The organism is Janthinobacterium sp. KBS0711 (assembly GCF_000988085.1).
GTDB lineage: Bacteria > Pseudomonadota > Gammaproteobacteria > Burkholderiales > Burkholderiaceae_D > Janthinobacterium > Janthinobacterium lividum_E.
The window spans coordinates 444,790-458,509 of the sequence record NZ_LBCO01000011.1 but is presented as its reverse complement, the minus strand read 5'-3'; the positions used below and the strand labels follow the sequence as shown (position 1 = coordinate 458,509).

General features: G+C 66.0%; 9 protein-coding genes. 6 read left to right on the top strand and 3 right to left on the bottom strand.

Annotated elements, in window-relative coordinates; all coding sequences use genetic code 11:
* Positions 1 to 63: 63 nt before the first annotated feature.
* From VM94_RS08385 to VM94_RS08370, 4 genes are all read left to right on the top strand, one after another.
* Positions 64 to 1,839 (top strand): methyl-accepting chemotaxis protein, encoded by a 1,776-nt coding sequence (locus VM94_RS08385; protein WP_046683015.1) that lies wholly within the window; start codon positions 64 to 66, stop codon positions 1,837 to 1,839.
* A gap of 356 nt (positions 1,840 to 2,195) precedes the next feature.
* Positions 2,196 to 3,791, top strand: coding sequence for a methyl-accepting chemotaxis protein (locus VM94_RS29390; protein WP_313902979.1), 1,596 nt, complete (start codon positions 2,196 to 2,198; stop codon positions 3,789 to 3,791).
* Positions 3,791 to 4,693, top strand: a complete 903-nt coding sequence (locus tag VM94_RS08375) for a putative bifunctional diguanylate cyclase/phosphodiesterase (RefSeq protein WP_052755638.1) — start codon at positions 3,791 to 3,793, stop codon at positions 4,691 to 4,693. The genes VM94_RS29390 and VM94_RS08375 overlap by 1 nt, the downstream gene beginning before the upstream one ends.
* 51 nt (positions 4,694 to 4,744) lie before the next feature.
* Positions 4,745 to 7,522, top strand: a complete 2,778-nt coding sequence (locus VM94_RS08370; RefSeq protein WP_046683014.1) for an ATP-binding protein — start codon at positions 4,745 to 4,747, stop codon at positions 7,520 to 7,522.
* Positions 7,523 to 7,525: 3 nt separating this feature from the next.
* Here VM94_RS08370 and VM94_RS08365 read toward each other — a convergent pair whose 3' ends face one another.
* The gene (locus VM94_RS08365) at positions 7,526 to 8,437 is read right to left on the bottom strand and encodes a lipase secretion chaperone (protein ID WP_046683013.1); all 912 of its coding nucleotides are present in this window, start codon (positions 8,435 to 8,437) and stop codon (positions 7,526 to 7,528) included.
* A gap of 10 nt (positions 8,438 to 8,447) precedes the next feature.
* Positions 8,448 to 9,362, bottom strand: a complete 915-nt coding sequence (locus VM94_RS08360) for a lipase family alpha/beta hydrolase (RefSeq protein WP_052755636.1) — start codon at positions 9,360 to 9,362, stop codon at positions 8,448 to 8,450.
* Positions 9,363 to 9,724: 362 nt separating this feature from the next.
* On the opposite strand from VM94_RS08360, the gene VM94_RS08355 reads away from it, so the two are divergent.
* Positions 9,725 to 10,405, top strand: a complete 681-nt coding sequence (locus tag VM94_RS08355) for a TetR/AcrR family transcriptional regulator (protein ID WP_046683139.1) — start codon at positions 9,725 to 9,727, stop codon at positions 10,403 to 10,405.
* 63 nt (positions 10,406 to 10,468) lie between these two features.
* On the opposite strand, the gene VM94_RS08350 is transcribed toward VM94_RS08355, so the two are convergent.
* The gene (locus tag VM94_RS08350; RefSeq protein WP_082127622.1) at positions 10,469 to 12,748 is read right to left on the bottom strand and encodes a penicillin-binding protein 1A; all 2,280 of its coding nucleotides are present in this window, start codon (positions 12,746 to 12,748) and stop codon (positions 10,469 to 10,471) included.
* Between the two features lie 260 nt (positions 12,749 to 13,008).
* Here VM94_RS08350 and VM94_RS28905 point away from each other — a divergent pair.
* Positions 13,009 to 13,720 (top strand): OPT/YSL family transporter (locus VM94_RS28905; RefSeq protein WP_046683011.1); only part of this gene is annotated, 712 nt, incomplete at its 3' end.

Here is a 13,720-nt window from a genome sequence, read left to right as displayed (position 1 = left end):
TTACTCGAACATGCCAGCCCCAACTTCGCCAGCAGTCTTCGTGACTTTATAAAGGACCTCGCCATGTTTAAGAATTTACTGATCAAATGGAAGTTGGCGACGCTTGTCGCCGTGATGATGGTGGCCTTGCTGGTGGTGGGCATCAGCGGCTACACGGGCATCGCCACCGTGGGCAACGCCGTCAATGAAATCGGCGTGGTGCGCCTGCCGTCGATCCAGGGCTTGATGATGATCAACGAAGGCCAGACGGCCGTTGCCGCCGCCACCCTGACGGCCGCCATGTATGAAAACAATTACCAGGCACAGGACAAGTTCGCGGAAGCGCTGCAGCTGCGCACCAAGGCCTGGAACAATATCGAGGCGGGCCGCAAGCTGTACGAACCGCTGCCGCAAACCGCCGAAGAAGCCGTGCTGTGGAAGCGCTTCCAGGGCGAGTGGACGGCATGGAAGGCGGACGACGACAAGGTGCGCGCCATCTTGCGCCAGCTGGCCGACAACCGTGACGAGCCGCGGCAGAAAGAGTTGTTCGCGGCGTTCTACAAGCAGTACCAGGACTCGCGCAGCCTGTTCGGCAAGGCCGAAGGCACGCTCAACGAGATCATCAAGCTCAATAACGGCGTGGCCGATGCCAGCGTCAAGGACGGCAGCGCGGCCGTGATCCGCTCGGAAAGCCTGATGGTCATCCTCGGCTTGCTGGCCTCCGCGCTGGGCATCGGCTGCGCCGCCTATATCACGCGCGCCATCACGCAGCCGATCAATTCGGCCGTGAAAGTGGCGCAAACGGTGGCTTCGGGCGACCTGACGAGCCACATCGAGGTACTCACGACGGAAGAAACGGGCCAGCTGCTGCAGGCGCTCAAGGACATGAACTCCAGCCTGGTCAGCATCGTCGGCCAGGTGCGCAGCGGCACGGAGACCATCGCCACGGCGTCGTCGGAAATTGCCAGCGGCAACCTGGACCTGTCCTCGCGCACGGAAGAGCAAGCCAGTTCGCTGGAAGAGACGGCGTCGTCGATGGAAGAGCTGACGTCGACCGTGCGGCAGAATGCCGACAACGCCCAGCAGGCCAACCAGCTGGCGCTGAGCGCCTCGGGCGTGGCGGTCAAGGGCGGCGCCGTGGTGGGCAAGGTGGTCGAGACCATGGACGCCATCAACGACTCGTCGCGCAAGATCGTCGACATCATTTCCGTCATCGACGGCATCGCCTTCCAGACGAATATCCTGGCCTTGAATGCGGCCGTGGAAGCGGCGCGCGCGGGCGAGCAGGGACGCGGCTTTGCCGTCGTGGCCACGGAAGTGCGCAATCTGGCGCAACGCTCGGCCGCCGCAGCGAAGGAAATCAAGACCCTGATCGGCGACTCCGTCGTGGCAGTGGATGCGGGCAGCAAGCTGGTGGCCGAGGCGGGCAGCACGATGGCCGAAATCGTCTCCAGCGTGCAGCGCGTGACGGACATCATGGCGGAAATCAGCCTGGCCACGCAGGAACAAAGCTCGGGCATCGACCAGATCAACCAGGCCATCGGCCAGATGGACCAGGTGACGCAGCAAAACGCGGCCCTGGTGGAAGAGGCGGCCGCCGCGGCCGAATCGCTGCAGGAGCAATCGGGCCAGCTGGCCCAGGTGGTCAGCGTCTTCAAGCTCGATGGCGCCCAGGCGCCTGCCGCGCGGGCAAACGCGAACGCAAAGCCGGCCGCGCCGCGCGCCGTGGCGGCCAGCGCGGCGCCGAAGCGTCCGGCATCGCGGCCTGCGCCGCGTCCCGCTGCGGGCCGCCCGGCCTTGCACGCCGTGCCGTCCCAGCGCCAGAGCGCGCCGCGCGACGACGAGTGGGAAGTGTTCTGATCGATTGACGGCGCCAGCATGCGCTACCGGACGGCCGCCTTGCGCGGCCGTTTTCACATGCGCGCACAGGGTCGCACTGCGGTTCGAACTGCGGTTACTACTTACTAAAAAAACAGCGTTATAAAAATAGCTGTTTTGCCATCTAAGCAAATCTTTTCAAAACTTAACGCGACATTGCCTGTGAGATAACTCACACTGCCTGCCGTACCGCCCTTGTTCCCGCCTCGGCCACATCCCGGCTGACCCTTCCGCCTGCTGCGTCCAGCCATTCATGGCAGGCGGCAGCCATTGCCGTCAGCCTTGCATGCGAGCCCGGCGTGATGACCGATGCACCACACTGAAGGATGCGAATAAAGATGGCAAATATGAAAATCGGCACGCGCCTGCGCTGCGCCTTTGCATTGTTGACCTTGCTGCTGCTGGCGACCGCCGTGCTGGGCATGCTGCGCCTGTCCAGCCTGGAGCTGCGCATGCGCGACGTGATCAATGACAAATATCCGAAAACCGTGCTGGCCAACGACATCATCAAGAATGTCAATATCATCGCGCGCTCCTCGCGCAACCTGCTGCTGATGACGGAACCGCAGCAGCTGGCGCAGGAACGCGCCACGATCGCCAGGGCAGGCGGCGAAACGGAAAAGGGGCTGGCGCAGCTGGAACAGGTGGTAACGTCGCTGCAGGGCCGCCAGTTGATGGCGGCCGTGACGCAGGCGCGCGCCGCGTTCAACGACGGGCGCGACAAGGTACTGGCCTTGCTGGAAGAGGGCGCGCGCGATGAAGCGACCAGCTTGCTGCTCGGCACGGTGCGGGGCGACCAGCTGCGCTACATGGCGGCGCTGGAAAGCCTGATCGCGCACCAGCATGGGCTGATGGAGGAGGCGGGCGCCCAGGTGCGCGCGGAACACGCCACGGCGCGCAACATGATGCTGGCGCTGAGCGCGCTGGCCGTGCTCTTTTCGCTCCTTACCGCCTGGCTGGTCACGCGCAGCATCGTCCATCCGCTGCGCCATGCCCTGGCAGTGGCGCAGACCGTGGCTGCCGGCGACCTGACGTCGACCTTCGGCCGCCACGGCGGCGATGAAACGGGCAAGCTGCTCGACGCGCTGAGCATCATGAACGGCAACCTGCTCGACATCGTGCAGCAGGTGCGCAGCGGCACCGACACCATCGCCACGGCCTCGTCGCAAATCGCGGCCGGCAATATCGACCTGTCCTCGCGCACCGAGGAGCAGGCCAGCTCGCTCGAACAGACTGCGTCGGCCATGGAGGAACTGAGCTCCACCGTGCAGCAGAACGCGGACAATGCCCGCCATGCCAGCGTGCTGGCCGTCGAGGCGGCGAACATCGCCGGCGCCGGCGGGCAAGCCGTGGGCCAGGTGATCCATACGATGGACGCCATCAGCGCCTCGTCGGCGCAGATGGCCGACATCATCGGCGTGATCGACATGCTGGCCTTCCAGACGAATATCCTGGCCCTGAATGCGGCCGTGGAAGCGGCGCGCGCGGGCGAGCAGGGGCGCGGCTTTGCCGTCGTGGCAACGGAAGTGCGCAATCTGGCGCAGCGCAGCGCGGCGGCGGCGCGCGATATCCGCGCCCTGATCGCCACCTCCACGCAGCAGGTGGACGCAGGCGCGGCGCTGGTTGCACAGGCCGGCGCCACGATGCGGGACGTGGTGGCGGCCGTGGGACGCGTGAGCCAGATGGTGGCCGACATCACGGCGGCCAGCGCCGAGCAAAGCACGGGCATCGGCCAGGTCAGCCAGGCGGTCGTGCAGATGGACGAAGTGACGCAGCAGAACGCGGCCCTGGTGGAAGAGGCGGCGGCCGCTTCGCAATCGCTGGAAGGCGAGGCGGCCAGGCTGCTGCAGGTGGTCAGCGTGTTTCGCCTGCGCCAGGGGCCGGCGGTTCTGGCGGGCCGCACTGCGCCGGCCGTACCGCGCCTGCTGGCCTAGTGGCGCGCCTGGCAAGGTTCTGGCACGGCGCGCTGGCGCGGCTGTGCCGGACGCCGGCGCGCAGCCGGGAGTTGCAGGGGCGCCTGGACAGGGCCATCGTCGACGGCGAATTCTGCTTTCACTACCAGGGCAAGTTCGATACGGCGCAGTTGCGCCTGGTCGGCCTGGAAGCGCTGCTGCGCTGGAACCATCCGCACCACGGCCTCGTCTATCCGAACGAATTCATCGGCCTGGCCGAGCGGACGAACGCCATTGCCGCGCTGGGCAACTGGGGCATCGACGCGGCCTGTCGCCAGCTGGCGCAGTGGCGCGCGGCGGGCCTGCCCGTGGTGCCGGTTGCCGTGAACGTCTCGGCGCGCCAGCTGTGCCAGCCGCATTTGTCGGCGCAGTTACCCGATTTTGTGTTGGGCTGCTTGCGGCGCCACGCCATACCTGCCGGCTTGCTGGAGTTGGAAGTGACGGAAAGCTGCTGCATCGACGACATGGCGCAGGCGACGCAGGTATTGCGCCGGCTGCGCGCGCTGGGCCTGGCCATTTCGCTCGACGATTACGGCACCGGCCATTCGGGGCTGAGCCATGTCAGGATGCTGCCGATTCATACCATCAAGATCGACCGCTGCTTCATCCACGACGTGGCCAGCGGCGGCCGCGACGCCGTCATCGTCGCCTCGACCCTTGCCCTGGCGCGGGGCTTGGGCTTGCAGGCGCTGGCCGAGGGCGTGGAAAACGGTGAACAGCTGGCGCAGCTGCGGCGGCTGGGCTGCCCCCAGGTACAGGGCTTTTATCTGCACCGCCCGGCGCCCGCGGCCGACGTGGCCGCGCTGCTGGCCGCGGGCGCGCCGGCCGGCCCTGTAACAGTGCCGAAACATGGCGCCATGCGGCATGGCGCGGATGCTCAGTAGAATATGGCCACTGCAAGCCGCGTGCTTTAACACCTACTCCCCCACGCAAGAATGATAAACAGTCCTGCCCCGGCCTATGTCTTCGGCCCGTTTCGCCTTTTGCCGCTGGAGCGCGTGCTGTTCGAGGGCGAACGCGCGCTGCGCCTGGGCAGCAGGGCCATGGACTTGCTGCTGGCCCTGCTGGAGCGCGCCGGCGACATCGTCGACAAGCACGATCTGGTGGCTATCGTCTGGCCCAACGCCGTGGTCGACGACGCGACCTTGCGCGTGCACCTGGCGGCGCTGCGCAAGGCGCTTGGCGACGGCCGCGATGGCCAGCGCTACATCACCACCATTCCCGGGCGCGGCTACGGCTTCCTGGCGCCGCTGGCGCATACGGGCCGGCCGGCGCCCGGTGCGGCGGGCGCCGAGCCACGGCACAACCTGCCCGTCATGCTGACGCGCATGCTGGGCCGCGCCGAGGTGCTGCAAACGATGGCCAACCAGCTGCTGCAATTGCGCCTGCTGTGCATTGCCGGCCCGGGCGGTATCGGCAAGACCACCCTGGCCGTCGGCCTGGCCACGCGCGTGCTGCGCCGCTATGCAGATGGCGTGTGTTTCGTCGACCTGTCGCCGCTGGACGAGGCCCGCCTGGTGCCGCTGGCGCTGGCCACGGCGCTGGGCGTGGCCGTGGCGGCCGACGACGCCATGCCGGTCTTGCTGGCCTACCTGCGCCCGCGCCACATGCTGATCGTGCTCGATAACTGCGAACACGTGATCGGCGCGGCCGCCACGCTGGCCGACGCCTTGCTCAAGGGTGCGCCGCTGCTGCACGTGCTGGCCACCAGCCGCGAGCCGCTGCGCCTCACCAGCGAGCAGTTGCAGCGCCTGCCCACGCTGGAATTGCCGCCCGCCGATGCCGTGCCCGATGCGGCGGCAGCCCGCCATTTCTCTGCGGTGCAGCTGTTTTGCGAACGCTGCGCGGCCGTCGACGATGCTTTCGTGCTGGCCGACGCCGACGTGCCCGTCGTCGTCGATATCTGCCGGCGGCTCGATGGCATCCCGCTGGCGCTGGAATTGGCGGCCGGGCGCATCGGCCATTTCGGCTTGCACGAATTGCGCCGCCAGCTCGACGACCGCTTTCGCCTGCTCACGCGGGGCGCGCGCAACATGCCCTTGCGCCACCAGACCCTGCGCGCCACCCTGGACTGGAGCTATGGCCTGCTCGACGCGCAAGAGCGCCAGGTATTGCAGGCGCTGAGCGTGTTCAGGAGCCGCTTCCGCCTCGAGTCGGCCAGCGCCGTGGCCGGATGCGATGTGTTCGACACCGTGGCCGACCTGGCGGCCAAATCCCTCGTTAGCATCGAGTTTTGCCGCCAGCACGTGTATTACCGGCTGCTCGACACCACGCGCGCCTATGCCGGTGCGCAGCTGTCGGCGGGCGGGGACGCGGGCGCCGTGCTGCTGCGCCATGCACGCCATTGGCTGGGCCTGGCCCAACGCATCGCGGCCGACTGGGGGAGCATGCCGCCGGCCAGTTGGAATGCGCGCTATGGCCACCATGTCGACGACCTGCGGGCCGCCATCGACTGGGCCTTCGGCGAGGAGGGCGACGTGGCGCTGGGCGTGGCCCTGACCCTGGCCGCGCAAACCCTGTTTTATCAGCTGTCGCTGATGGACGAATACCGCGTGCGCGTCGAGCGGGCGCTCGAGTGCATGGCCGCGCATGCGCTGGACGACCCGGACAGCGAGATGCGGCTGCATGCCTCGCAGGCGCACCTGCTGCTGCATACGCAGGGCATCACCTGCACCATGCTGCGTTCGTTCCAGCGCGGTTATGCGCTGGCCATGCGCACGGACGATGGCAGCCGGCGCTTCGAGGCGATTTGCGGCATGTGGATATGCAGCCTGAAGCTGGCCGATTTCCAGCGCGCCGACAGTTACGCCATCGAGCTTGCCGTCCTGTGCGACACGCGCGACGATACGCCGATGCGGCTGGTGCTCACGCGCATGCGTTCGGTCGGCGAGTACGTGCAGGGACGCTACGCGCAGGCGGCGGCGCTGGCGCACATGGTGCTCGCGCATCCCGAGGGCGCATGCCAGCTTGGCGTCAACAATGTCTTGCTGGCCGACCACCAGGTTTGCCTGCGCGGCACGCTGGCGCGCTGCCTGTGGATGCAGGGCCGCCCCGACGACGCCCTGGCCCTGTTGCGCGAGGCGGTGGCGGTGGGCTTCGAGCACAATGGCGTCACGCTGTGCGTGGCGCTGGCCATCAATGCCATTCCCGTCGCCTTGTGGTGCGGGCAGCGGGAACTGGCGCATGCGTGGACTTGCCTGCTGTGCGAGCATGCGGCCCGCTATGGCTTGCTGTACTGGAGCGCCTGGGGCGCCGCTTACCAGCGCCTGCTTGATGCGGACGAGGCGCTGACACAGTTTCCCTGGCCTTCGGTGCGCAGCTGGCCGATACAGGTCGACTTGATGGCCACCCTGCACGACGCTGCCGCCGATAGCCAGGCGCTGCGGCGCGCACGCATGGGCCAGGCGCCATGGAGCGCGCCGGAAGTGCTGCGCCGCGACGCGCACCACCGTTGGCGCGCGCTGGCGCAAGAGGATGTCACCGGGCTGGACGCGGTGCGGGTACAGCTGGAAGAAGCGCTGCAGCTGGCCAGGGAGCAGCAGGCGCCGGGCTGGGAACTGCGCTGCGCCACCAGCCTGGCGGCCGTGCTGCAGGCGCAAGGCCGCGGCGCGGCCGCGCATGCCGTGCTGGCCCCCGTCCATGCCGGCTACCGGCAGGGGCGCGGCACGGCGGACGTGATGGCGGCGGCGGCTTTGCTGGCGCAGCTGGCTTGAGCCTTATTCGTAGGCGCCCAGCCGGCGCTGCTCGTCCGGCGTGAAACTGGCGTCGCGCAGCTGCTGCAGGGCTGCCGCATCCTGCGCGCCGCCGGGTAGGCTTGCCCTTTGTGCTTGATAAGCGATGATGCGCTGCTGCCACTGCGATTCCTCGCGGTCCAGTTCCGCCAGGCGCGCCGCCGCCGCCGGCGTGAAGGTGCTGGCGCGCAGGAGGTACACTTCGTTGTCGCCGCCGCCCTGTGCCCGCAAGGTCCTGACCGAGGCGTCCAGCTGAGCCACCCGCAGCGGCGCATCGCGCGCGGCGCGCTGGGCGGGCGTCATTTTTTGATCGAGCGCCGCCAGTTGCGACTGGCGCTGCGCCTCATCGAGCGTGGTGTCGCCGAGGATGGCCATGCGCGCCACGGCGTCGTCGTCATACGCGTCGCTGGCGCCGAACAGGCCCGCGCTTTCCTCGGGCGTAAAGTAATTGCCGCGCAAGGCGCGCATGGCTTGCAGGCGCGCGCGCGCCGCCAGGGCCGCATCGGCTTGCGCCGGCAAGGCCTGCTCGGCCCCGGCCAGCGCCTGCTTGTAGGCCAGATACGCGCCCAGCAGGCGCTTGGCTTCGCGGGCGGGGACGGGCGCCAGGCGCCTGTCCAGTTCCGCCTCGATCTGGTTGCGAATGGCGGCCAGCGGCTTTTCGCCGAGGCCCGCCAGGTAGTAGTCGAACAGGTGGCCCAGTTCCGCGTCGACCACCAGCTTGTCGCCGGCGGCCACCGTCACGTTGCCGTCGGGCCGCGTGCCTTCCATCGAGCGCACGAACGCGAACAGGTCCGGTTCCGCCTTTTCCGGCGTCGGGGCGGGCGCTTCGCCCGGGCGCAGCACCAGGTACAGGGCCAGGGCCGCCAGGCTGCCGCCGATGATCCATTTCGCGTGCATGCGCTTCTCCTTACAGTCCCAGGCCTTGCAGGCGGTTGGCCTGCTGGCGGAAGACCGTGACGGGGTTCGTTTCGAACAGGTTGACGATGCCGACGAACTGGTTGATTTCATCGAGGTGGTTCATGGCGTAGTCGTCGCGGATCACCTTGCCCAGGTGGCTGGAGCAGCTGCTGACCAGGCCATCGTTCTTGGCACCGCCGAAGGCCAGGCTGATGGCGGCCAGCAGCGGGTCGCCCACGTCGAGCACGTTCGTGTACGGCTGCGCGCCACTCCACGAAAAATAGTGCACGCCTTGCACCTGGTAGGCGCCTTCGCCGCAGGCGGAGGTAGGCACGCCTTGCGGGTGGCGGCTGTTGAAGGCGAGCGAGCCGGCGGTGGACAGCGACGCCAGCGAGGCGCCCGCGTTTTGCGGCAAGCCCTTGTTGCCCGACAAAATGCCGATCAGCGAGGCGAGCGCATTGCCCAGCGCGTTGCTGGTGTTGGGGATGGCGCCGCTGAGGATGTCGGCCACCTTGGAACCCTTGTTGACGCCGGCCACGCTGGTGACGGACGCCACCAGGTCGGGGCGCACGGAAGCGACATAGCGGGCCGTGGGGCCGCCGTGGCTGTGGCCGATCAAATTGACCTTGGCCGCGCCGGTGGCGGCGAGGATTTGCCGCACCTGCGACAGCAGCTGCTCGCCGCGCACTTCCGTGCTGTTGGCGGCCGACACGGTGGTCACATACACTTGCGCGCCGCCGCTGCGCAGGGCGTCGGGGACGCCATAAAAATACTCGACGGGGCCGAGCTTGTCGAAGCCGAACAGGCCGTGCACGAGCACGATCGGGTACTTCGTTTGCGTGTAGCCGGCGGCGCTGGCGCTGCCAGGCAGGATGGCGAGGGCGAGGAGCAGGGTGGATAGCAGTTGCCAAAAGCGAGTCTTCATTTTGTCTCCGTTATTTGAATAGTATGGAAATGTCGATGCTGTAGCGGTGAACCGTGCGCCCCTTTACATTCTCGATGCATTAAAAATAGCGAGCGCTCGGTTTTTTAAATGTAGCACTGCTCGATGTAAATTGCATTTGAATTGCATGATGCAGCGCAATAACTGTGGGTATTTGGCGTGGCTTATGCGCCCATTGCATAGTTGAAAAGTAAAATAGTTGTTTTCCTGAGCTATAATCGGCCCCGCATCAGCCGTCCCGCCATCTTGCAGTGCCGTGCCCAGGCATTGCATGGATATCGCTCTTACACCGTTATTTGGGAATGCACTTGTCGACCCATTTTAATTTTGAACAGTTTCAGCAGATGACGCCTTTAAATGGCGAAAACATCTGGGAATATATTCTTGACCGCCACGCGGAACGTATCGGCGTCAAGCGCCGCAAGCCGGCGCTGGAAAATCTTGAACGCATTTTCGTCGCCACCTTCCGCCTGGCCAATGACGTGGGCTTCCGCGCCATGAGCTTGCGCGACCTGTGCCGCGAGACGGGGCTGTCGATGGGCGGCCTGTATGGCTATATCACGAGCAAGGATCAACTGGCCGAAATGATCGAGGACGTGGTGCGCCACGCCACGCAAGCCTTGCCGCTGCTGTTCGTCGACGTGAAGTCGCCGCTGGACCGCCTGGAGGCGATGATACGCTCGTCGATCTACCTGTCCGAAGTGCTGCAGCCGTGGTTTTATTTCGTCTTCATGGATTCGCGCGTGCTGCAGGTGGAGCAGCGCAGCATGGCGAAAAATTCGGAACTGTATGTGCAGACCCTGATCGCCGCCACCATTGCCGAAATCGAACCGAAGCCGCAGGGCGATCCCACCTTGCTGGCCGCGCACTGCCTGGCCCTGTTCCAGGACTGGTACGTGAAACGCTGGAAGTACCGCGCCGCGAAGGTCAATGTCGACGATTTCGCCGACAGTGTCGTCGGTACGGCGCGCGGGTATTTGAGCATGGTCAAGGCGCCGGAAGCAGGTCGGATTAGCGCAGCGTAATCCGACAGGCGTCGACGGCGGCGCTTGTCGGGTTACGCCGTTCCGGCTAACCCGACCTACTGATCAGTTCGTGGTTTCCACCGGCAGCGTCTCCGGCACGGCCGCCGGATCCGTCGGCGTCTCCACGTCCATATCCAGGGTCCTGATTCCGTTCATGTCGATGAATTCATCGTACAGCCACTCGCCGTCGACCTGGCTCAGGCCAGCCGGCACGGCGCGCGTGATTTGGGGGCGCGTCGACAGGGCCGTGCGCATGTAGTCGATCCAGATCGGCATGGCCAGGGTCGCGCCGAATTCGCGTCCGCCCAGGGACTTGGGCTCGTCGTAGCCCATCCACGCCACGGCCACGATGCCGCCGCTGTAGCCGGCGAACCAGCCATCGACGGCGTCGCTGGTGGTACCCGTCTTGCCGGCGATGTCAGTCCGGCCCAGTTTTTTCGTCGCCGCCGCGCCCGTGCCCGTGCGCGCCACTTCGCGCAGCATGCTGTCCATCACGAAGGCGTTGCGCGGGTCCAGCGCCAGGGTCTTGTCGTCGTTCGGCGCGGGCGGCTTGGTTTGCATCAGGATGGTGCCCTTGGCGTCGACGATGCGATCGATCAGGTAGGGCTCCACCTGGTGGCCTCCATTGGCAAACAGGGCGTAGGCGCCCGCCATCTGCACGGGAGTGACGGAACCCGTGCCCAGCGCCATGGTCAGATTGTTTGGCTGGCGGGCCGGGTCGAAGCCGAATTTTTCCAGGAAGTCGTGCGTGTACGACACGCCCAGCGCGCGCAGGATGCGCACCGAGGCCACGTTCTTCGATTGCGCCAGCGCGTAGCGCATGGTGATGGGGCCGTCGAACTTGAAGTCGTCGTTCTGCGGCGCCCACACTTTGCCGCCCGCCTGCATTTCCAAAGGCACGTCGTTGATCAGGGTGGCCGGCGAAAAGCCTTTTTCCAGCGCCGCCGAATACACGAACGGCTTCATGGCCGAACCGGGCTGGCGCCATGCCTGCGTGACGTGGTTGAACTTCTGCAGGTTGTAATCGAAGCCGCCCACCATGGCGTGGTAGGCGCCCGTGTCCGCGTCGAGCGACACAAACGCGGCGGCCACCAGCGGCACTTGCGTGATGGTCCAGTTGTCCTTGCCATCCCTGGTGATGCGGATCACGGCGCCCGGGCGCAGCTTGATGCCGGCGCTCGCTTTGGCGGACAAGGCAGGGGCGGCAAAGCGCAAGCCATCGCCTGTGATCGTCTTGGCGTCGCCGTCGCCCGTGTCGGCCAGCACCTTGCCGCTGGCCACGTCCGTGACGACGGCGGCGATCAGGCCGTCGCTGTCCGGGCGTTTTTGCAGCGCCGCATCGATGGCGTCGTCGCGCTGCTCCGGGTCGGCTGGCATGTCGATGAAGGTTTCCGGACCGCGGTAGCCGTGGCGCTGGTCGTAGGCGATGACGTTGCGTCGCGTCGAGGCATAGGCCGCATCCTGGTCGGCTTTCAGGATCGTCGTGTAGACGCTGATGCCCTTGGTGTAGCTGTCTTCCTTGAACTGCGCGTAGACGGCCTGGCGCGCCAGTTCGGCCACGTATTCGGCGTGCGTATCGAAACCCTGCTTGCCGCGGCTATTGATATGCAGCGGCTGGGCCAGCGCCTGCTGGTACTGGCCTTCGCTGATGTAATCGAGTTCGCGCATGCGTTTCAAGACCAGCCGCTGGCGCGCGTGCGCCTTTTTCGGATTGCTGATCGGGTTGTGGCGCGACGGGTTTTGCGGCAGGCCCGCCAGCATGGCCATTTCCGCGATCGACAGTTCGGATAATGGCTTGCCGAAGTAGGTCTGCGCCGCGCTGCCGAAGCCGAACGAGCGCTGGCCCAGGTACATCTGGTTCATGTACAGCTCGAGAATCTGGTCTTTCGACAGGGCCGCCTCGATTTTCAGGGCCAGCATGATTTCATTGAGTTTGCGCGAGGCGACCTTTTCGCGCGTCAGGAAGAAGTTGCGCGCCACCTGCATGGTGATGGTGGAGCCGCCGCCGTGGCCAAAGCCATGGCGCAGGTTCGACAGCACGGCGCCGCCGGCGCGCACGAAGTCGATGCCGTGGTGTTCGTAGAAGCGGCCATCCTCGATGGCCAGCAAGGCCTTCTTCATCATTTCCGGCACTTGCGCAATCGGCACGAAGTCGCGGTGCTCTTCGCCGAATTCGCCGATCAGCACATTGTCGGCCGTGTACACGCGCAGCGGTATCTTCGGCTGGTAGTCGGTAATGACGCCCAGTTCGGGCAGGCGGGGGCGCACGTACAGGAACAGGTAGGCGGCCAGCAGCACGGCAGCTGCCAGCGCGGCGCAGCCGGCGATGATGATAGCGCGCACGGTGGCGCGGCGGGAAGGCCAGGGGAATCCGGTTCGTTTGGCAGTCAAGGCAGTCTCACGTGAGCGTGCAAGGCACGGTGGCAGCGATTATAGACCAATGCGCCAGCCGTTCCGGCGCGGGCGGGGCGGCAGGGCCGGCCGCCGGGACCGGGAGCAAAAAACCTTTTCATCGAAACGCGGCTGTGCGATAGTCTCGGCTTCAAGAAAATAGCCCGGGCGTCAATCCGGGCTGTTTATTTTTAAAAATTAAGGAAATATCCATGGCAAAAGATGCAACACCGAGCGTCGTGAAGCCGTACATTCCGGCCGATGCGAAGCTGCCCGAGATGACCTTCCGCGCGCTATTCATGGGCGTCATCCTGGGGATGGTCTTTGGCGCCTCCTCGCTGTACCTGGTGCTGAAAGTGGGCCTCACCGTCAGCGCCTCGATTCCCGTCGCCGTGATCGCCATCACCCTGTTCGGCCTGGCCAAGAAGGTGGGCGGCAAGGATTCGTCGATCCTGGAAAACAGCATCACGCAAACGGCCGGTTCGGCCGGCGAATCGCTGGCCTTCGGCCTGGGCGTGACCATGCCCGCCATTTTGATCCTCGGCTTCGACCTGGAAATCTCGCGGGTCATGCTGGTCGGTATCCTTGGCGGCCTGCTGGGCATTTTGATGATGATCCCCATGCGCCGCACCATGATCGTCGACCAGCACAAGGAACTCAAATTCCCCGAAGGCACGGCGTGCGCCGAAGTGCTCAAGGCGGCCGCCACGGAAGAATCGCGCATCGCCGCCGGTGAAAGCATCGAGAAGGATTCGGCCGCCGCGCTGGACGCCAAGCGCCGCGCGAAGATCATCTTCGGCGGTTTTGCCGTCGGCTTGCTGTACAAGGTATTCAATATCTCGTTCAAGGGCTGGAAAGACACGCCGGGCGTGGAATTTGCCGCGCCGCTCAAGGGCGGCTCCATCGGCGCCGAAATTTCGCCTG

Coding starts and splice junctions, on each gene's coding strand:
- VM94_RS08385 (WP_046683015.1), top strand. CDS start 64: ATGTTTAAGAATTTACTGATCAAATGGAAGTTGGCGACGCTTGTCGCC.
- VM94_RS29390 (WP_313902979.1), top strand. CDS start 2,196: ATGGCAAATATGAAAATCGGCACGCGCCTGCGCTGCGCCTTTGCATTG.
- VM94_RS08370 (WP_046683014.1), top strand. CDS start 4,745: ATGATAAACAGTCCTGCCCCGGCCTATGTCTTCGGCCCGTTTCGCCTT.
- VM94_RS08365 (WP_046683013.1), bottom strand. CDS start 8,437: ATGCACGCGAAATGGATCATCGGCGGCAGCCTGGCGGCCCTGGCCCTG.
- VM94_RS08360 (WP_052755636.1), bottom strand. CDS start 9,362: ATGAAGACTCGCTTTTGGCAACTGCTATCCACCCTGCTCCTCGCCCTC.
- VM94_RS08355 (WP_046683139.1), top strand. CDS start 9,725: ATGACGCCTTTAAATGGCGAAAACATCTGGGAATATATTCTTGACCGC.